Source organism: Alteribacillus sp. YIM 98480 (genome assembly GCF_009765375.1).
Lineage (GTDB): Bacteria > Bacillota > Bacilli > Bacillales > Marinococcaceae > Alteribacillus.
The window spans coordinates 92,687-112,850 of the sequence record NZ_VTOK01000004.1 but is presented as its reverse complement, the minus strand read 5'-3'; the positions used below and the strand labels follow the sequence as shown (position 1 = coordinate 112,850).

At 39.0% G+C, this 20,164-nt stretch carries 19 protein-coding genes; 7 read left to right on the top strand and 12 right to left on the bottom strand.

All coding sequences use genetic code 11. The features are described 5' to 3' along the window. Positions 1-27: 27 nt before the first annotated feature. Positions 28-705: a PspA/IM30 family protein gene (locus FZF09_RS06640; RefSeq protein WP_158735800.1), complete on the top strand. Its 678-nt coding sequence runs from the start codon at positions 28-30 to the stop codon at positions 703-705. 458 nt (positions 706-1,163) lie between these two features. On the opposite strand, the gene FZF09_RS06635 is transcribed toward FZF09_RS06640, so the two are convergent. The 5 genes from FZF09_RS06635 to FZF09_RS06615 form a co-directional block, all read right to left on the bottom strand. After that, positions 1,164-1,562: a hypothetical protein gene (locus FZF09_RS06635; protein ID WP_158735799.1), complete on the bottom strand. Its 399-nt coding sequence runs from the start codon at positions 1,560-1,562 to the stop codon at positions 1,164-1,166. 106 nt (positions 1,563-1,668) lie between these two features. Continuing rightward, on the bottom strand, positions 1,669-1,878 hold the full coding sequence (locus FZF09_RS06630) for a hypothetical protein (RefSeq protein WP_158735798.1): 210 nt from the start codon (positions 1,876-1,878) through the stop codon (positions 1,669-1,671). A gap of 180 nt (positions 1,879-2,058) precedes the next feature. Further along, complete coding sequence (locus FZF09_RS06625; protein ID WP_158735797.1) at positions 2,059-2,667, bottom strand: hypothetical protein; 609 nt, start codon at positions 2,665-2,667, stop codon at positions 2,059-2,061. 478 nt (positions 2,668-3,145) lie between these two features. Continuing rightward, complete coding sequence (locus FZF09_RS06620; RefSeq protein ID WP_158735796.1) at positions 3,146-3,421, bottom strand: type II toxin-antitoxin system RelE/ParE family toxin; 276 nt, start codon at positions 3,419-3,421, stop codon at positions 3,146-3,148. Then, entirely contained in the window at positions 3,422-3,673 is a 252-nt protein-coding gene (locus tag FZF09_RS06615) for a hypothetical protein (RefSeq protein ID WP_158735795.1), read from the bottom strand. 272 nt (positions 3,674-3,945) lie between these two features. Here FZF09_RS06615 and FZF09_RS06610 point away from each other — a divergent pair, with 272 nt between their 5' ends. Further along, positions 3,946-4,308, top strand: a complete 363-nt coding sequence (locus tag FZF09_RS06610) for a VOC family protein (RefSeq protein WP_158735958.1) — start codon at positions 3,946-3,948, stop codon at positions 4,306-4,308. An 859-nt stretch (positions 4,309-5,167) separates the two neighbouring features. Here FZF09_RS06610 and FZF09_RS06605 read toward each other — a convergent pair. Continuing rightward, positions 5,168-6,166, bottom strand: a complete 999-nt coding sequence (locus tag FZF09_RS06605; protein ID WP_158735794.1) for a LacI family DNA-binding transcriptional regulator — start codon at positions 6,164-6,166, stop codon at positions 5,168-5,170. A 195-nt stretch (positions 6,167-6,361) separates the two neighbouring features. Here FZF09_RS06605 and FZF09_RS06600 point away from each other — a divergent pair, with 195 nt between their 5' ends. The 4 genes from FZF09_RS06600 to FZF09_RS06585 all read left to right on the top strand — a co-directional run bounded on the left by FZF09_RS06600 (position 6,362) and on the right by FZF09_RS06585 (position 10,747). Beyond that, entirely contained in the window at positions 6,362-7,210 is an 849-nt protein-coding gene (locus FZF09_RS06600) for a transketolase (protein ID WP_158735793.1), read from the top strand. A 1-nt stretch (position 7,211) separates the two neighbouring features. Then, a complete protein-coding gene (locus FZF09_RS06595; RefSeq protein WP_158735792.1) occupies positions 7,212-8,207 on the top strand; it encodes a transketolase family protein in 996 nt (331 codons plus the stop codon). Between the two features lie 14 nt (positions 8,208-8,221). Next, positions 8,222-9,247 (top strand): zinc-dependent alcohol dehydrogenase, encoded by a 1,026-nt coding sequence (locus tag FZF09_RS06590; protein WP_158735791.1) that lies wholly within the window; start codon positions 8,222-8,224, stop codon positions 9,245-9,247. Positions 9,248-9,385: 138 nt separating this feature from the next. Beyond that, positions 9,386-10,747, top strand: coding sequence for a GntP family permease (locus FZF09_RS06585; protein WP_158735790.1), 1,362 nt, complete (start codon positions 9,386-9,388; stop codon positions 10,745-10,747). On the opposite strand, the gene FZF09_RS06580 is transcribed toward FZF09_RS06585, so the two are convergent. After that, positions 10,674-10,874 carry a hypothetical protein gene (locus FZF09_RS06580; RefSeq protein WP_158735789.1) on the bottom strand — a complete coding sequence of 67 codons (201 nt, stop codon included), beginning with the start codon at positions 10,872-10,874 and terminating at the stop codon, positions 10,674-10,676. The two genes, FZF09_RS06585 and FZF09_RS06580, sit on opposite strands and share 74 nt — an antisense overlap. Positions 10,875-11,809: 935 nt before the next feature. Between FZF09_RS06580 and FZF09_RS06575 the strand changes: the two genes are divergently transcribed. Further along, entirely contained in the window at positions 11,810-12,226 is a 417-nt protein-coding gene (locus tag FZF09_RS06575) for a hypothetical protein (protein WP_233269424.1), read from the top strand. Positions 12,227-12,277: 51 nt separating this feature from the next. Here the strand turns inward: FZF09_RS06575 and cysC are convergent, their stop codons facing one another. The 5 genes from cysC to FZF09_RS06550 all read right to left on the bottom strand — a co-directional run bounded on the left by cysC (position 12,278) and on the right by FZF09_RS06550 (position 19,702). After that, entirely contained in the window at positions 12,278-14,104 is a 1,827-nt protein-coding gene (cysC, locus tag FZF09_RS06570; RefSeq protein ID WP_158735788.1) for an adenylyl-sulfate kinase, read from the bottom strand. A 1-nt stretch (position 14,105) separates the two neighbouring features. Next, positions 14,106-15,005, bottom strand: coding sequence for a sulfate adenylyltransferase subunit CysD (gene cysD / locus FZF09_RS06565; RefSeq protein WP_158735787.1), 900 nt, complete (start codon positions 15,003-15,005; stop codon positions 14,106-14,108). Positions 15,006-15,644: 639 nt separating this feature from the next. After that, on the bottom strand, positions 15,645-16,652 hold the full coding sequence (locus FZF09_RS06560) for a LacI family DNA-binding transcriptional regulator (protein WP_233269423.1): 1,008 nt from the start codon (positions 16,650-16,652) through the stop codon (positions 15,645-15,647). Positions 16,653-16,737: 85 nt separating this feature from the next. Then, positions 16,738-17,856, bottom strand: a complete 1,119-nt coding sequence (gene tnpB, locus FZF09_RS06555; protein WP_158735956.1) for an IS200/IS605 family element RNA-guided endonuclease TnpB — start codon at positions 17,854-17,856, stop codon at positions 16,738-16,740. Between the two features lie 331 nt (positions 17,857-18,187). After that, positions 18,188-19,702 (bottom strand): sulfatase family protein, encoded by a 1,515-nt coding sequence (locus tag FZF09_RS06550; RefSeq protein WP_158735785.1) that lies wholly within the window; start codon positions 19,700-19,702, stop codon positions 18,188-18,190. Positions 19,703-20,164: the final 462 nt, after the last annotated feature.

Sequence of the window (20,164 nt, the reverse complement as noted above, 5' to 3'; positions counted from 1 at the left end):
ATAGATTCTTTTTTAGGGAGGAATTAGGTGAGTATCTTTAAACGAATTAAAGACGTGACACTTTCTAACTTGAATGCTGTGATCGATCGGGCAGAAGATCCGGAAAAACTCCTCGATCAATACCTCCTCGATATGGAAAAAGATATGAAAGAAGCAGAAAAAAGTGTTGCCAAGCAGATAAGTATCGAAAAGAAATTCAAAAAGCAGATGGATGACGCGAGAGATATGCGTGACAAACGACAGTCACAAGCTGAAAAGGCTCTTGAAAAAGGGAATGAAGACCTGGCCAGGCGTGCGCTCGAGGATAAAAACAAACATCAAGAGACCATGGATCAACTATCTTCTTCTTATGAAAACGCCAGACAGTCGAGCCAACAGCTCCGCGATCAATTGCATGACATGAAAAATGAATACGAAAAAATGAAAGCGAAAAAAGAAACATTAAAAGCACGGGCTAGTTCTGCTAAGGCTCAAAAACAAATCAACGATTCTATGTCCGGTTTTGCCTCTGAAAACGCCTCTGCTGGTTTTGATCGTATGTCGGAAAAAGTGGATGAACTAGAAGCTCAGGCAGAAACCAGCCGGGAGATGCGCAGCTCCAACACTTCTCTAGATGACGAATTGGACGCACTCGATAAGAATGATGTAGATGATGAATTGGAAACATTGAAATCAAAAATGAAAGAGAAGAAAGAAACAGAATAACCAATAAAGGACTGCTCATTTTCATATAGAGCAGCCTTTTTTTATTCAGATCTTTACAGTGAGAGGACGAGCGAGCCTCCTCAATGTGTTTGGCCCCTTCGTCCATACATGTCAGATTCACTCTAGAATATTGAGGGTGAGTAAACCAATTCTCTTTTAGTAGAAAACAGCTATGTGCTTTCTTTACATGACTAATTAGTTCTGGAACGGAGTACCTTTTGAGTTTCACCAAATCCCTTGCCCCATAGACACAAACTCCCACCCCTTTATCCCGCTAAACTGCTCGATTATGAAAAATGACTTCCTTGTCCTTTTCATAACGAACGAATATCTCATCCTGAGTTATTCAACAATACGAATGAAATAGCAGTATAAAAAAGTTCAAAACAACTGGGAGACATGAAATAGGCGCTCTTCTCTTTATTAAAGAAAAGCGCCCTATTCTGGAAGAAGTTGACTTATCCTTCTACCAATCCTAAATATCGAATTTCCTCATCATCCAATTTAACAATATAAATTAAACCTTCTTTTTCTTCAGGTTCAAATATCTTCGTTCCAACGGGTAGTATTGAGGCTGTAAAATTCTCAAATTCTTCGTGGTTATCAGTTTGTTTTTTTATCTCACCAATTTCTTCGCCCATCGTTAATTCTTCTTCATTCACCCATTCAATATCCTGTGCGTTCGTATAAACAACGCCATCCATAAAAAATACATCTCCATGTTTATCATTTGATAAAATTTCCTCTGGAGTCGGATTTTCTGTAACTTCTTCCTTCACTCCATTCTCATAATTGTTGTTACACGCTGCTAACACAATCAATGAAAATGAAAATAACAATAAATTTTTGCGATACAATTTTTTCCCCCTCAATTAAGAAATTGCTATTCAATCTGGCCATTAAAACAATAGCGGGTGCAGCTTTATGCCGGATTTGCGACCGTTACTTGAATATCATATTTAGTTACCAAGCCCACCAAATAACAATAAATAATATCATTGAAAACAAAACTCCAAATAAAGAACCATAGAGTAGTTGTTTAAATCTTTTATCATCATTTTCTTTTCGTGCTTTTTCGCTTTCATAAAACATCTGAAAGAATCCAGCAGAAAATATAGCATCAAATATTTTCCATCCTCTTTTATTATCGGGGTCATTTTCATTTTTTTTCATTGGCACCAACTCTTCCGTTTTAGTAATATTCTGTTAAAGTAAACATGTCTCTTTAACCACTAGGAGCTGTAAAATTCGACAGCCCCTTGTTCAGCTATTGCGCCCGGTTGTTTAAGAACGTTCTTTCGCTACTTTGGGTACCATACGATACAAGTAATGTTCTCTTTCTTGATTTCAACATTATTCTTCCACCTGTTCGACAGTGAATTCTCTAAAGGATTCGGATTTTTTGAGCATATCTTCTATCAATGAAAATATTTCTTGCTCACTATTTTCTTCTGAAATTGCCTTTGGATTTCTTAACAAATTATAGTAATTCAAATGCTGAGTTGAAACACCACTTATATCAAGTTCTTTTTTTAGTCCTTCAAGATGAATAGTAAGCGCTTCTTCATTAATTTCTTCTTGTTTAATAATCTGTGTTAAATGATATGTTCCGTCATACAAGTTCTGATTAATCTGTTTCACGCTTTCAATCTCTTCATCTGATACATATTGTTCCAGATGTTCAAATGATAAATCTTCAATCTGGTCATATATATGTGTTGTTTGCAACGTAACTTTAGCATTATCAGAAATCCCCTGATAATAAGGAAGTTCTCTCTTATCCTCTACAGCCCTAGAAATTGTATTATATAATTGACCATAGTAATCTATTATTTCAACATAATGCATAGCCATAGGGTCAGGTGAATGTGAATTTACTTCCTGTTCCTCTGACGCTGTAGAAGAGTTAGAGCATCCATTCATCATAAATGTTATTACTAATAAAAATATTAATCCTCTCACAAAGTATCACTCCTAAATAAAATTAATCTTTATTTATCGCTGTTGTTCGCTATAGGAAAGCGCCCGTTTCTTGCATACTAAGACTTAGCTCTTATGAATTTACTTACGTTCTCTATCCTTTACATACCGAATAAACCAGTACAGCGCAACCCAAGGTAAGATAAAACGAGTTGTCCATTCAATCAAGGAAACGAAAATGCCTACTCCATCATAATGCAATGAGTTTAAAATGATAAAAACTAAAACAAGAGCTATAGTACCATAAAGTAAATATTTCATAACAAACTCCTTTTTTATCGGGAAATTCTTTTTGCTCACCTTTAAACACTCGATTGTTCCATACCAATTATTTTAGGGTGGAAATATATTTCAATGCTTCTTTCCAAATATCCTTGTTTTAGTAGCGCCCGTTAGCACAAGAAGCAATACAAAAATAAGCTAGGAATGACATTTTAAATTACTTTCATATCATTCCTAGCTAACGTCTTTGTCTAGAGTGCTTAAAATATTCTATATAACATGTTGTTCGGTCATCTGACAACGAATAGTAAACAATAAATTCATCAATAATTATCTTATAACTGCCTTCCCATTCTGGTTTATTTACTGGCATACTAGTACCTAAAAGAGAAACCTTTTCTTCAATATTTTTTACTAAGCTTTTCTTATATTCTTTTGTCTCATGTAAAGTGAAATGCTGGCTTTGAATGTTACGAAATCCATTTAATGCTTGATTTGTCCATTTTATATTCATCTATAATTCACCTTGTTCAATCATCTCTAATACGTCTTCCGTTGAATAAACTTTCCCATTTAATATATCTTTTTTTGCTTGAAGTAATTTTTGTTTTAGCTTCGGATCAGCATCAACATCTTCTTTTACTGTAGATTCTGGTTTTTCGATTAAAGTTAAATGATATTTTTTACCGTCTAACTCTATAACTGATTCTTCATCATCAATAATACTTTTAATCAACTCTGCTTCATAGCCATCAAGTTTTCTCATACTCTTTTCAACCTCCATTTCACAATACTTACCCTTAATTATACAACAGTTTTAATATACACCGAAATCTACAAAATGGATTTCCTCAATTATATGGCCCTGTTTATTGAAGATGAATGTTTAGCATCTTATTAAAGATAAGCCCCCTTACTTGAGCAAGAAATCACCCGCATATATAAAATGAATTTTTCGCTATTGGAACAGTCAAATACAGATTATAATATAAGAATACGATACATACTATTTTCCGTTAGGAGGAATGCATTGTGAAAATGGAACATGTGGGGATCATGGTCAATGACATGGACGAGTCTTTAGCGTTCTATCAAAACATCCTCGGTTTAGAATTAAGGAGTAGAGAGTGGTTAAATGAAACTGTTGAGCTTGCCTTTTTATTTTACCCAGAGCAGCCGAGTGTAGAGGTTGAACTTGTCTACGGCGGCCCGGTTGAAAACGAAGGAATCGTGAACCACTTGGCCTTTACTGTTGAAAACATCGAAGCTGAACTCGTGCGCTTTAAAGAAGCAGGTGTCAAATTAGTAGATGAAGAACCTCTAACCGTTTTAAATGGTAAAGTTAAAATCGCCTTTTTCCAGGGTCCAAATGGTGAGAAGCTAGAACTGGTAGAAAGATAAGTGAACATAGCAATAAGAGAGCGAAAAAACGGATTTTCAATCGCCAAAGTAATTAAGTGAGTGGTTCGCCACTCTCTTTTTTCTTAAAAAAATCATTTATTCACCTCTACGCTTTTGTTATATTTTTCCACCATTTTTTTAAAGGCTTTGTTACCAAACCTGCTTCGTTAGTTGAAGAACCATCGCTTATCAACTGCCATGTCCCTCTACTATTTATTTTACAATTATATAATCCCCTTCTTTAAGCATGCCCATCCACACACGAAATCGCAGAAATAAACACACCTTGCGACTTTGAATCCCTGAAAAAGTATTAATAGAGAGACGGTAACTGTTTATTTATAAAGTGAGTCTTATTCATAGGTTGCTGATCTCTGCGCGAACTCGCTTTCCGCGGAGAAGTCGTCATGCCGCTTCGGGCTAACGTCCTGCAGGGTCTTGCCTGACTTCTTTTTCCGCAGGAGTCTCGCTCGCTCCGGTCTCAGCCACTATCTCTGATATAAATCCAATCTTATAAATATACAAATTACTATCTGAAATATTGACTTTTTCAGCAGCCTGTTGACTTTGGGTGTGATTTTATTAACGCAATATAGTAATCCACAATAGTAAAACGCATGAGGATTTCGATGTGAAATCCCATGCGTTTTGGTTTGTGAGGAGTGAACCTGTTGGATTCTGCTGGTTTTTATACTAAGCTCACTCTTCACTGCCTAGTATAAAAAACCACCATATTTTATTTTGCACTTTAAGAAAGTTTAACATTATTAAAGGGTTAAAGTATAAGAAAAAATAAGGCTTTCGCCATTAAGGACTTGGCGACCAGCCATGTTTTTCTAAAAGCGCTGTCATAAAGCGTTTAGCAGCCGCATGATTTTCTTGTAATGAGTGTTGGCGGCAGTTCAATGTGTTTATTATATTCTGGGTTGTTTATTTTGCTTAACAGCACATCAAATGCCGTCTTACCAATCGTTTCGGGCGGCAGGACAATGTTGGTTACAGGCGGATCAATGATATTAGCAGAAGCAAAATCTCCAAAACCCATAAGAGCAATGTCCTTTGGGATTCTTAATGATAACTCTTTCATTTTTGAGATAGCACCAATCGTCATTAAATCATTTAAAATGAAAAGAGCAGATATGTCCTTTTCCCTGGTTAACAATGACTTAACAGCTTCAGCTCCGCCTTCTACTGTAGCATGCCCTTGTTCAATATAGGAATCATTAAATGGCAAATTGTATTTTTTCAAAGCATCTTTGTACCCTTCGATACGATGTACTGTCGTTGATACATTCGACACGGCATAAATAATGCCAATTTTTTCATGACCATGTTTGAGTAAATGTGTGGCTGAATCAAAACCTGTTTGGTAATTATCCCCTGTCACCTTAGGAATGTTTTTCAGGCTAGGGTCATCGCGGTTGACCAAAACAATCGGGAAGTTGTCGTCTGTGAAACTGTTCAAATAACTTGCGCCGCTCGCTGTTGGTGCCAGAATGATTCCATCAACCATTTTGGCATGCAGTAAATTGATGGTTTCTTTTTCATAACTGCTGTTTTCATTGGTATTAATTAACAGTAAATTGTACCCCATTTCTCTTGCCCGTTTTTCTGCCCCATATATCATTTCTGTCACGAAGGAATCCGGAAAGCTTGAAACAATTAATCCTGCAGTTTTCGTAGATTGTTTCCTCAGATTTTTAGCCGTTGAATTAGGGATATAATTATATTTACGTATTACTTCCATAATTCTATTATGTTTTTCTTCTGATATATGTTTTGTACCGTTAATCACATGAGAAACGGTCGCTGTTGAAACATTTGCTTCTTTAGCAATATCCTTCATTGTCATTTTCATCTCATGCAACCCCCAGGTTAATCCATTTCCGTAATTAATCTATTTATATATTACCCTCCTATTAAAAAGGAAGCAAATACATAATAAAAAAGGCTGATGAAATAAAATTCAGAAATATTTGTTGACATAAAAGCGTTTACAATTTATGCTGAGAACAAGTTAAGTAAATCGATTAACTAAAAAGGAGGATCATAAATGACGAAAACTAGTTCGGTTTCACCAGAAAAAATAGACTTAATTAAAGAAAAAGCTAAAATGTCAAGGCTGGAAACCATCCGTTTAATAGCAAAAGCCAAAAGCGGACACTACGGTTCTTCTTTCTCTAGTTCAGAAATATTTGCAACACTTTACTATCACATTTTAAATTATGACCCTAAAAACCCAAAATGGCCTAGCCGAGATAGATTTGTCATGGGGAAAGGACACTCTGCGGTAGGTGTTTATCCTATATTAGCTGACGTAGGATTTTTCCCTAAAGAAGAATTAGACACGTATACCGATTTGGGTAGTCCGTTTGGCGACCATCCGGATATGAATAAAATCAAAGGCGTTGACTTCAGCTCTGGTTCGATTGGCCACGGATTGTCGGTCGGCGTTGGCATGTCGCTTGGCGCACGTGTAGATAACGAAAAATACAGATCGTATATCTTAATGGGAGATGGCGAGCTTCAAGAAGGACAAGTATGGGAAGCAGCCATGAGTGCAGGAAGCTTCAAATTGGGCAACCTTGTAGCCATTATCGACAATAACAAAGTAACGGTAGATGGAAACACAGAAGAATTAATGAATATAAACCCAATTAAAGAAAAATGGGAAAACTTCGGCTGGAACGTAGTAGAGGTTGACGGCCATAACGTGGAAGAACTAGTTAAAACGTTTGAAAACCTGCCGTCTGTAGACTCTGATAAACCAACAGCGATCATTTGCGACACCGTCGCAGGAAAAGGCGTTTCCTTTATGGAGCACGGTTATGAATGGCACGTGGCCAACTTAGGGGAAGGCGATATTAAACGGGCGATCGAAGAAATCGAAGGAGGTCAGTAATATGAGCACAACCACTTTTCATAAAGATACGTGGGAATTATATAAAAGCCTTGAAATGTCTACCCAATTAACAGCAGGCGAAACACTGGCTAAACTGGGAAAAGACCATCCTGAAATTGTGGCTATGTCTTCGGATTTAAGTAAGCCTACCCGCCTGTGGGATTTTGGAAAAGAATTCCCTGAGCGTTTTTTCAACTTTGGCCTGGCAGAAAAGAACATGGTTACCGCAGCAGCAGGATTAGCATCCACTGGTAAAACGCCATTTGTTTCTACGTATGCCTCCTTTTTAGGTGTACTCGCTGCAGAAAATATTAGAACGGCCGTCGCTTACCCTAACTTGAATGTCCGTTTGATTGGTACGCACACCGGGATTGCGATGGGCTTTTACGGAACATCGCACCATGCAACAGAAGACATTTCTATTACAAGAGCGATGGCAAACATGACGGTTATTTCTCCAGCAGACGGTGCGGCACTCGCAGAAATGGTTGAAGAATCTGTAAAAACCTATGAAGGTCCGATTTATTTTAGAGTCAGCCGCGGCCGTGAAGAACCGGTATATGAACGCAGCTCCGAAAAGGTTCAAAATAAAATCGGCAAAGCAAATCGATTAACCAAAGGTTCAGACTTAACCATTATTGCCTGCGGGATCGAAGTAAATGAAGCACTAAAAGCTGCTGACCAGCTTAAAGATCAAGGCATTTCCACACAAGTCATTGATATGCACACAATTAAACCGATAGACACAGAAGCTATTCTAGACGCTGCAAAAGAGACAGGAACGATTTTAACTGTTGAAGAGCATAATGTACAAGGTGGTCTAGGCAGTGCCGTTGCTGAAGTATTAATGGAATCAGGCGTGAATTGTAAATTTAAACGTCACGGCTTTTATGACGAATACTCTCTTATTGGAAAGCCTTACTATTTATACAAACATTACAAACTGGATGGGGATGGAATCGCGGAAGTTGCGAAAAATCTAGTAAACCGTGACTAAAGGATGTGAAAAGAATGAAAGCAGCCCTGTTTGATGAAATAGACAGCATCACGTTGATAGATAAAGATATTCCCGAAGCAAAACCAAATGAAGCCGTATTAAAAGTGATCACAACTGGTATATGCGGTTCAGAAATTCATGCCTATAAAGGAACACACCCTTTTAGAAAGCCGCCTAGTGTTTTAGGTCATGAAGCAGTAGGAATCATAGAAAAACTAGGATCTGACGTATCTGATTTTAATATAGGCGATACGGTTACCATTGAACCGCATTACGGATGTGGAGAATGCAGGGAATGCCTGGCCGGAGATTACCATCTCTGTAACCAAAAAACAGTGTTAGGCACAAAAAAATGGGACGGCTCTTTCGCTGAATATATGGCAGTACCCGCTTCCACCATGTATAAACTGCCAGAATCCCTTTCTCCAAGTGTAGGCGTTCTAGCAGAACCGTTAGCTGTAGGAGTACATGCTGTAAAAAAAGCAGATGTGCAAAAAGGGGACAAAGTAGCCGTACTGGGAGCCGGACCTATTGGTTTACTCACTGCCGTGGCTGCTCGATCTGCTGGAGCCGAAACGATCTGCATTACCGATGCACTAGAGCATAACTTAGCTGCCGGAAAAAAAATAGGCGCAACAGACGCAGTAAATGTCAAAGAAGAATCTATCGTTGATTATGTTCATGAACATGTTGGCAGCGTCGATAAAGTCTTCGTTACGATAGGATTAAAATCTGCGGCAGATGAGGCGCTTCACATCGTAAAGAAAAAAGGAAAAATCGTTTCCATTGCTATTTTTGAAGGGGACACTGGGATTGATTTAAATAAAGTATTTATGTCAGAAATTGAAATCATTGGTTCATCTATGTATGTAAAGGAAGACTTTGAACAAGCTATTTCTATCTTACAAGAAGACAAATATCCTCTAGATATACTAACAAAACATCAATTTCCCATGGATGAAATAAACACAGCTATGTCCGTTGCACAGACAAAAAAAGATGGAGCGATCAAAGTATTAATTAACCCTAGTCACTCATAATAAAATTTATTTGTTTAGGAGTAAGAAATCAAAATTTCTCTTCCATTTCTTACTCCTTCTCTAAAAAACCAATGGTCTGAAAATTGGAAATCATATGCAATCGTTTATTCTGTAAATTATTTATAAGGGGGAAAAAATATGGTTAGTGGTGGAGCTTTAATTCTTATTTTTATATTAGCTTTAGCTTCCTTATTCTTTCTAATATTGTTTATGAAATGGGAACCTTTTATCGCGTTATTGGTCGTTGCTGGTTTAACTGGATTTGTTGTAGGGATTCCAGTCGCTGAAGTACCCGCAATTATTGCCGACGGCTTTGGCAGCACTTTAGCCGGCGTTGGTATATTAATTGGTCTTGGTATCATGCTCGGGCAGTTAATGGAAGCAAGCGGAGCCATTCACAAAATTGCCCACACCCTTTTACGTTTAGCTGGGCGAGAAAAGTCAAGACATGCTGTGGCAGGTACCGGCCTAGTTGTTGGTATTCCTCTCTTTTTCGATGCAGCATTTGTTATTTTAAATGGACTGATTCGTAAGCTTTCAGCTACAGCTAAGGTACCTTATATTTCACTCGTATTACCGCTGGCGATGGGGCTTATTATTGCGTATTGTTTAGTCGTTCCTACTCCAGCTCCTTTATCTGTAGCGGATAATTTAGGGTTAGATGTTGGTTTACTGTTTGTATACGGCCTTATTGTTGCCATTCCCGCTATTTATGTCGGCGGCGTCCTATATGGTAAATTCATTGGAAGATCCGCTGACCCAATTGTTGAAAACGCTTCCGAGGAAATAGCAACCACAAACGAAGAAACGGTTACTGACGGAAATCACAAAGAAATTTCAACAAAGCTTTCCTTCTTTGTTATTTTGCTGCCAATCGTTTTAATCTTATTAAACACTGTGTTTTCATTATTCTTGCCTAACGCATCTATTACAAGTTTTTTCGCCGTAACCGGGGAGAAAAATATGGCATTATTAATCAGTGTTATTGCCGCTGGATTCTTGCTTAAACCATATTTCAAACGAGATATCAATGAAGTGTATTCAGAAGCTTTTAAGTCTTGCGGGCTGATTCTTCTTATTACAGGCGCAGGCGGCGCATTCGGAAGTGTGATTAACGAATCCGGCATCGGAGAACACCTTATTAATACGATGCAAGGTTGGAATTTGCCTGTGTTAATTTTGGCATTTATATTTTCTCAAATCTTAAGAATCTCTTTAGGTTCTTCCACCGTGGCATTGGTAACAACGGCAAGTATTATCGGACCGATGGCAGTAGAACTAGGCGGATCACCTATTCTCATAGGCCTTGCGATTGCTGCAGGTGGTATCGGTCTTTCTATGCCGAACGATTCCGGTTTCTGGGTAGTGAGTAAGTTTGCGGGATTATCTGTCACAGAAACATTGAAATCGTGGACTATCGGCGGATTTATTGCAGGTGTAACCGGCTTAGCCGCTGTATATGTATTAAGTCTCTTTTCAGGCATTTTGCCGGGAATTTAATAAGAAAAGCGCAAGCGCCTTGCTCACGAGCGACAAGTCCTGGAGGGGCGGCATATGGAAAGCTGATCTTTGCTTTCCATTGACGAACCGAAGGAATCTCGAGCGAGTAGGCGCTTGGGCTAGACATGTAAAACGCCAAATATTTATCATTTCTTACCTATAAAAAATGGTGGAGTGGGAGTCGTCACTCCTGCTCCTATATAAATTCTACCCTTCCTTATCTGTTCGAGTTTTTTTATTTTGGATGAATCAGAAGAAGATTTTCCATTTTGCCGTGAAATTATTTTGTAAATTACCATCGCATACTTTGTTGTTATCACATGTCACGCTCAAATTTGTTTCCATATCACTAACATTCCAAGTATAATTAAAATACGAAGGATCATACCCTAAAAAAGACCATAGGTGCTGCGAACACCTACGGTCCACAATAGTTTGATTCCCTTCAAGGGGGATCGGCAACAAGGTAAGATAAATCACCCTACTGAGCCGCCTAAACTCAAGGGTGATTTATTTTTTGTCTGACAGCAGTACTACGATCAAAGTTCCAAACGTTAAGGCTTCATATACTGTCACCATAGCACCACCCCCTTTCTATCATGGGGATAATGCCGAATCACCCTTTATATCGTTTTTCCTCTATTAGCAGGGAGAATCATCCACTAAATGTGAGCCTTCTCCATATTTCCCTAAAGAAAAAAAAGCCACTTTTCTGATTGACATAGCCCATACAATTCTCCATACTCCCTCCAAAAAACTAATCCATTTTCTTCCTAATATACTTTTGTTAAATGGTTTATATTATTGTATTTTTTTTGGAAATCGTCATAAGGAAAGGGATCCATATATAATAGATTTCTTGATGGTGCTGAGTCGGAGTTATTGATTAAAAAGAATTCTCCCTTTGATTAACCTTTTAACTACTCCTTTCTTAATCCTGCTTGCCTAGCAAATATTTCGTTTAATAATTGCTCCCCTTCATGAATAGGAATAATATGAAAAATACAAAAGGGGAAGTGCTTTATTAATTACAAGGGAATACTGCCAATAACAGCAATTACATTGATATTATTGTTGATCATCACTCTCTTTTTTACCTTTTCACGATCCCCGAGTGAACAAGCGAAGGAAACGGTTGAAGAATTTTATAAGCATGAGCAGCAAGGGGATTTTGCTCAGTCCTGGGAGTTATTTCACTCCGATATGAAAGACAAGTTCTCCAAAGGGCACTACATCCAGGATCGTGCGCATGTGTTTATGAATCACTTTGACGTTACCACTTTTTCATTCACTTTGGATAAGCCAGAAAAAATAAAAAACTGGCAGATGAACAAAGACTCTAGTAAGTTAGAGGAAGTGTATCAGGTAAATGTGATCCAGACTTTTAAAGGGAAATACGGTAATTTTGATATATCTCAAGAGGTATATGTGGTTCAAGAAGATGAGGAATGGAAAATTGTATGGGATTATAATAAATAAACATAAAGAAAGCTGCTACCTTCAAATTGGATAGCAGCTTCCTTCCTTTTTCTAGTCCAAATACTCCATAATCTGCTTCACGACGTAATCCGTTGCTTCTTCTAGTGAATAATTACTTGTATCAACTTCGATCTCTGGGTTTTCTGGTGCTTCGTATGGGCTCGAGATGCCTGTGAAGTTAGGGATTTCTCCAGCGCGGGCTTTTTTGTACAAGCCTTTGACGTCGCGTTTTTCACATTCTTCGAGCGGCGTGCTGACATAGATTTCGATATAGTCTTCACCGATGATTTCTCTGGCATTATTTCGGTCGCTTTCAAATGGCGAGATAAACGATGTTAGTGTAATCACACCGGCGTCATTCATGAGCTTCGCTACTTCTGCGATGCGGCGGATGTTTTCGACGCGGTCGCTTTCTTTGAAGCCTAAGTTTTTGTTTAATCCGTGCCGGACATTGTCCCCATCAAGCAGCATGGTATGGTGGCCGGTGGCTACTAAACGTTTTTCGACTTCGTTGGCAAGCGTCGATTTTCCGGAACCGGAAAGGCCGGTAAACCAAAGGGTTATAGGTTTCTGTCCTTTTTGCTGGGCCCGGATGTCTCTTGTAATATCTGTTTTTTGCCATTCTACATTTGTTGAGCGGCGAAGGGAATGCTCAATTACCCCGCAGGCTGAAGTCATGTTTGTGACGCGATCCACTAAAATAAGTCCGCCTAATGCTTCATTGTTGTCAAATTTATCGAACACCATCTTTTCAGATAGCGATATATCACATTCGGCTAATTCGTTTTTATGAATTTGATCGGCTGGAATTTCGTCTCCCGTGTTCGTGTCCATCTTATGTTTAATCGACATCACGGTACCAGGAAGAATTTTTGTTCCTATTTTTACTAAGTAGTTCCGGCCTGGGACAAGCGGAGAGTCATCCATCCATAGAATGTTTGCTGTAAACATATCCGTCACTTGCATACGGTCCGCTGTGGTTAATACGCAGCCACGCGAAACATCCACTTCACGGTCCAATTGAATGGTTGCAGGCTGTCCGACAACAGCGGAATCTACTTCCTTATCGGTTACTAATAAACTTTTTACTTTTGCTTTTTCATTACTTGGCAGGGTGGTTATCTCGTCCCCAACGGCAATGTTTCCGGCTTCTACTTGTCCTTGAAAACCACGGAATTCGTGGTTAGGCCGGCTGACACGCTGCACCGGCATGGCAAAGCTGTCTTGGGCGATGTCTTTGTGAACATCAATGCCTTCTAAATACAAAAGCAATGGCAGTCCGTTATACCAAGGCGTATTGCTGGACTTTTGGGTAATGTTATCCCCTGCTGTGGCTGAAACAGGGATCACTTCCACACTTTCAAGATTAAAACCATGCGTCAGCTCCTTAAATTCCTGCTTAATTTCTTCAAAACGTCTCTCGTCATAATCGATTAAATCCATTTTGTTCACCGCTAAAACGAGATGTTTAATACCCATTAATGAACAAATTCTCGCATGGCGTTTCGTTTGGGTAATAACCCCTTTTGTAGCATCGACTAAAATAACGGCAAGATCGGCAAAAGATGCCCCAACCGCCATGTTCCGCGTGTATTCTTCATGACCTGGTGTGTCTGCCACGATAAACGAACGGTCATCGGTCGTGAAATAGCGGTACGCCACATCAATTGTAATCCCCTGCTCTCGTTCGGCCATTAATCCATCGAGAAGAAGAGAATAATCAATATCGCCGCCACGGCTTCCTACTTTACTATCAAGCTCTAATGCTTTTTCCTGGTCGGCGAACAATAGTTTCGCATCATAAAGCATATGCCCAATTAAGGTTGATTTTCCGTCATCTACACTTCCGCACGTAATAAACTTTAATAGACTCTTCATTTTAGAAATACCCCTCTCTCTTGCGTCGTTCCATGCTGCCTGCCGCTTCCTGGTCAATGACACGGCTGGTCCGTTCGGATGACACCGCACCGAGTGTTTCTTCAATAATTTCTTCTAACGTATCCGCATCAGATTCCACGCCGCCAGTGAGAGGATAGCAGCCTAATGTCCGGAAGCGAACGTTTTTATACACTATTTCTTCGTGTGGTTCTAATTTCATGCGATCATCATCTACCATCACAATATTGTCGTCGCGGTAGACAACCGGTCTTTCTTTGGCAAAATACAATGGAACGATATCGATGTTTTCTCTACGGATATATTGCCAAATATCTTTTTCCGTCCAATTGGAAAGCGGGAAAACACGCATGCTTTCGCCTTTTTGAATGCGCGTATTATAAAGCTTCCACATCTCCGGCTTTTGGTTTTTCGGATCCCAGGCATGGTTTTTGTTACGGAACGAAAACACACGCTCTTTGGCACGGGACTTTTCTTCATCACGGCGTCCGCCGCCAAACGCAGCGGTAAAGCCATATTTGTCCAAGCCTTGTTTTAAGGCCTGCGTTTTCATAATGTCCGTGTAGGCAGAACCATGATCAAACGGGTTCATCCCTTGTTCCACACCGTCTTGATTGGTATGTACAATCATTTCAATTCCTAATTCTTCGGCCTTGCGATCGCGGAATTCTATCATTTCTTGAAACTTCCAGGTTGTGTCAATATGCATGAAAGGAAACGGCGGTTTCTCCGGGTAAAAAGCTTTCATGGCTAAATGCAGCATCACAGAGCTGTCTTTCCCGATCGAATAAAGCATCACCGGTTTTTCACATTCTGCGGCTACTTCTCGAATAATGTATATTGCTTCGGCCTCGAGTTGGTCGAGGTGAGTTAGTTCCTGCATCAAAATGCGCCTCCTCTATAAAGGATATTTATTAATCATTTTTAATCACGGCGTTTTCCGTTAATGCAAGTATACCATATAAGAATAGTCGGGTTAATTGTTTTTTTAAAGGAAATATTTTTATTCTTCTTCACTCTGGAAAAACAAGGGTGGAGAGCAATATACAAAAATTCTTACACTATGACGTTGTGACAGGTAATAAAACTTTAATTAATCAAACGTTAATAACTATTTAAAAAAGGAACCAAAAGATGACTCCTGGTTCCTAAAGTTTGTATATACTTTTGTCTAAATGGTTTTTGAGGTGAGTTACCGGCCATCTAAAATGGCCTTCCTTATACCATTAAAGCGCACTGCATTCTCAAGTTCGCTAATATTATCTATACGATTTAACCTTATGTCTGATCAAAAAACCATAGCAAAAACGCTAGAGTAATAAATCACCCTAGCGTTTTATAATATGGAAGTACTGAAAATTTTTCTCTTTCTTCTTCACCGATGAAACCAGCGGGGCTGACTCCTTTTGGAGATAATAGGTATAGTGCGAGCTTTGCCTTAAGGCTGTTTAAAGGCACCTAGGAATGGCCGCTTTACTTGTTACCTTTAAATAGTAGCTTTTTAACTATTGTAATACCTGTTTTACGAACTAATGTCTTTAATGGATTCTTTCAAAACAGATGTTGTGCCTCTTACTATAAGCTCAGGAGTGTATAAGATTCTCTCCTTTAATGATTTTCCTTCCTCAATTTCTTGGATGAGAACATCAACGACCTTCTTTCCAATCATTTCAATTGGTTGAGAAACGGTTGTTAGGCCCGGAACCGTGGTTGTAGCTAAAATCGTATTATCAAACCCAACAACTGACAAATCTTTAGGGATCTCAAGGCCCTTTTCTTTAGCTCCTTGAATGACACCAATCGCAAGTTGTTCGTTACAAGCAAAGATGGCTGTTGGGAGAGCTGTAGCTTTTTGACTAAATAATTTTTCAACATAAGCCTTTCCATTCGAAATAGAGGCTGTCGTACGGTAAATGTATTCTTTCTTACACTCCACTTCATACACTTCATGTGCGGCCCGATAACCTTTTATGCGTAAGCTGCTGCTATGAGCATGTTGAGCAATAATCCCTATTTTATGATGTCCATTGAAAAAAAGATGAGATGCAGCATCATAACCACCTTTGAAATCATCGACAGAGACCTTCGAAACATCAAGAGAGGAATCATTTTGGGTGAGTAAAACAAGCGGAATTTTGTGATCAATAAGTTCTTTTATTACATTTTTGTCATGAAAACTAGAACCTATGATAAAACCATCCACTTGTTTTCGTTTCAATAACTCTAAATATTTTTTCTCTTTTTCTGCATTATTATCTGTACTGCACATCATTACGTTCATTCCTTGCTCATGGGCTCGGTCTTCAATGGCACGAGCCATCTCTGAAAAAAGGGGATTGGATATATCTTGTACAAGCAGTCCAAGTATTTTGGTCCTCTTCCCCGTTAAAGCCGATGCCATTACGCTCGGATGAAAATTCAACTGTTTTATTGTGTTAAGTACCCGCTGTCTCGTAGGTTCTCTCATTCGTCCTGTATTATTTATCACTTTAGAAACGGTGGCAATGGATACATCCGCTTTTTTCGCCACATCTTGAACTACTCCCACTTAACAACCTTACGTCTGTTTGAAGTGGGAGATTCCTAAGAACACCAGCGTAACTGCTAGTTTTTGATTAGGCTATCCCCGCAGTTCCTGCGGTTAATCGTATAGCTTCGTTACGAATATTGGTACTTGCGTTAATATCTCGATCATGATGGGTGCCACATTCTTTACACGTCCACTCACGTAATGCGAGATTCTTAACGTCTTTGTTTCGGTAACCACAGCTTGAACATAGCTGACTGGAAGGAAAGGTTTTCGCAACCGTTACAACCTGCTTTCCATACCATTTTGCTTTGTATTCAAGCATGGTACGGAATTGAGACCACGATACGTCACTGATCGCTTTAGCTAATGTATGATTCTTTAACATGTTCGATACTTGCAAATCTTCTATACCTATAATGTCGTGGTTTTTAACAATATCGGTAGAGATTTTATGCAAGTAGTCTGTTCTTGTGTTTGCTATTTTCTCATGGATACGGGCAACCTTGATACGTTGCTTATGCCAGTTAGAAGAGCCTTTCTTACGCCTGGAAAGAATCCGCTGTGCTTTTGCTAATTTCTTTTCGAGTGTTCGAAAATATTTATGGTTTTTATACACCGTGCCATCCGACAAAATGGCAACGTCCTTTATGCCAACATCCATCCCAACGGATGAATGTGTTTTGGGCAGCTCATGCCCTTCTGTTTCTACCAGAATGGATACAAAGTATTTGCCGCTTGGGTTCCTTGTAACTGTAGCACGAAGAATGCGCCCTTCTACGTTACGGCTTTTTGCAAATGTAATGCATCCAAGTTTGGGTAATTTGATTTTACTATCCATCACGGCGATATTACCGTTTGTTTGTTTCGTCGTATAAGATTGCATTCTGTTCTTTTTCGACTTAAATCGTGGTGCTTTGTTCTCTTTCTTGAAGAATCGCGTATAGGAATCGGCAAGATTTTTAAGAGAAGATTGAATAGCAACGCTGTCCACTTCTTTTAACCAAATCCATTCTTTCTTGAGTTGTGTTAACTGTTTGGAACAAGTGTTATACGTTAATCCCTTGCCTGTTTCTTGATACGTATCTCTCCATTTAGCAAGGAAATGATTGAACACAAAACGACTACAACCAATGGTTTTCGCAATAAGTACTTCCTGTTTTTTGGTTGGATAGATCCGAAATTTATATGCTTTGTGAACCACTATGTCCCCACCTCTTCCCATGAAGAATGTAAGCTACTCTTATTATAAGGCAATGGCAGGAAAAAGGGAACGTATATTCTCTTTTCTATTTAAAATATTTTGGCTTCTTAACAAGGAGACAGAGGGGAATTGTCGGACAATAGAGATAGCTAAAGCCATCTCTTGTCCGAAGGCGATTCATCTCCCACTTACTCGCTAACGCTCCTTGAAGTGGGAGTCTTCTCGCCTAATTACGATAAATAGTTATTGATGGGCGCTACACTATCATTGGAAAAATGGACTTGTTCCAATGATAAGTCAATAGCGCCATTCATCGCTTTTTCAACGTGACAACTTACTGCCTTGCATTACTCTCTAAAGGAGGGTTTAAACTGTTTTCCGGAATACTTAAACCTAAACGCTCATACTGTTCAGTCGGGGCATCATTTTCTTTCATTAATTGTACTAAAAGGTTAATCATTTTCTTTTCTATTTCTGGATCGTTAATAGGCTCTTTTTGTTCTGGATCTTTTTTAATATCAAATAACATCGTGCTGTATCTATGAAAATCAACATCATAATCCGATTTCGTTTCCATTTTCATTAAAGGCGCCCCTTTACTAAAAGAAAATGGCTCTGTCAATGTTGCTGTTTTTATCTCTTCCAGATTAAAAAATCTTCGCAGCCTAACAGGGAAAAGTGTATAACTATAAAGAGGCGTATTTTCCTCTGACACTGGAGCACGCATATAGACATAACGGCCATCTGTACAATTTACGTGACCGCCGTAAATACCATATAAGACAGCTTCATGCGTTTCTTTGTTTTCTGCGATCGTGTCACGTAAAGGTGTTCCAAGCATTTCTTTTGGAATCTCGACGTTAAAGAAATCCAATAATGTTGGTGCGAGATCAATGAGCTGTACTAATTTATCTGAACGAGTTCCTTGTTTACCGCTTCTTGGGTCCCATATAAATAGAGGAGTCCTTGCCACTTCATTGTAAAATGGCTGAACACATTTGCCCCACCAATCATGCTCTCCAAGCAAGAAGCCATGATCCGTATTTACAATGAGCATGGTGTCTTCCCATAAATTATACTCTTCCATCATGTCCAACACTTTTCCTAAGTAATGGTCACACATACTTACCAATGCTTTATATTCCAACCCAGCGTGTTCCACCTGCTCCTCTGTTTCAACGACATTTCGATAACTCGGCCAATCAAAATGCGGACCATTATACTCATGCGCATATTTTGCTCTAAATTCTTCCGGTGCATAGAACGGCTCATGTGGATCAAATGTTTCAATTTGAAGAAACCAATCGTCTTCATTATTATTTTTCTTTATAAAATCCAGACCATTATTAAAGGTGAACGCTTGAGGAAAGTCTTCTTTTTCTTTAATATACTTTCTATTGACCCAGTCATGTTTATTGACACTTTCCAATTCATTTCCGCCTAATATCGGAGGATCTTCCTGAAAGACTTCTCCTTTCCAAGTATCTCCTTCTTGCCCACGGAAAAACTCGAAACTATTATATCGCGTATGATAATTATATCCTCCGTCTTCCCAGTAATGTTGGTGATCCGTAACCAAATGTGTATACACATTATTTTCTTTCAGTATTTCAGGCATAGAGTTATCATATGGCTCCATCGGCCCCCAGCCACGATGCAGAAAATTATATCTGCCTGTATGTAAATCGTGACGTGCTGGCATACAAGGCATACTCCCTACCCAAGACTGGTCAAAAGTAACCGTCCTGTCTTGAAGCCGCTTGAAATTAGGTGCTTCAATGTCTTCACATCCATATGGCGGAAGCATATGTCTATTCAATGAGTCAAACATAATCATTATAGCTTTCATTTTATCCTCTCCATCCAAACTTGTATTCAATGCGGTTTCAACATATAAAATCGAGTAAGGGGAGCGACTAACTCCCTAACATATATAAGTTTTTAGCTTGGCTGGCCAAAAAATTAACCTAGTCCCTTTCATTTCCATACAGGAGAGAAATGGACTTAAATGGCCACCCTGCTGCTTTCCCTCTGTATTTTAGTTTGGCAAGTCCAAGCTCTCTTGCAGGTAACGGCAGATGAGACGCGGCATTCTGATCTGCTGAGCATTCATTCTATCTATCGATCAAATTATCGAAATATTCCTCATGATCTATCTTCATCACTCAGCGCTGTCTTTTTTTTGTTTTCCTTACAGCATCTTGTCCGCTTCTTCCTGGTTCCTCGATGAAATCGGCAGCTGTGTTTCGCAAAGGTAGGGTCATAATGGTGATCATGACTTGGCCAATGAATGAATCGATCGTGGGATTAC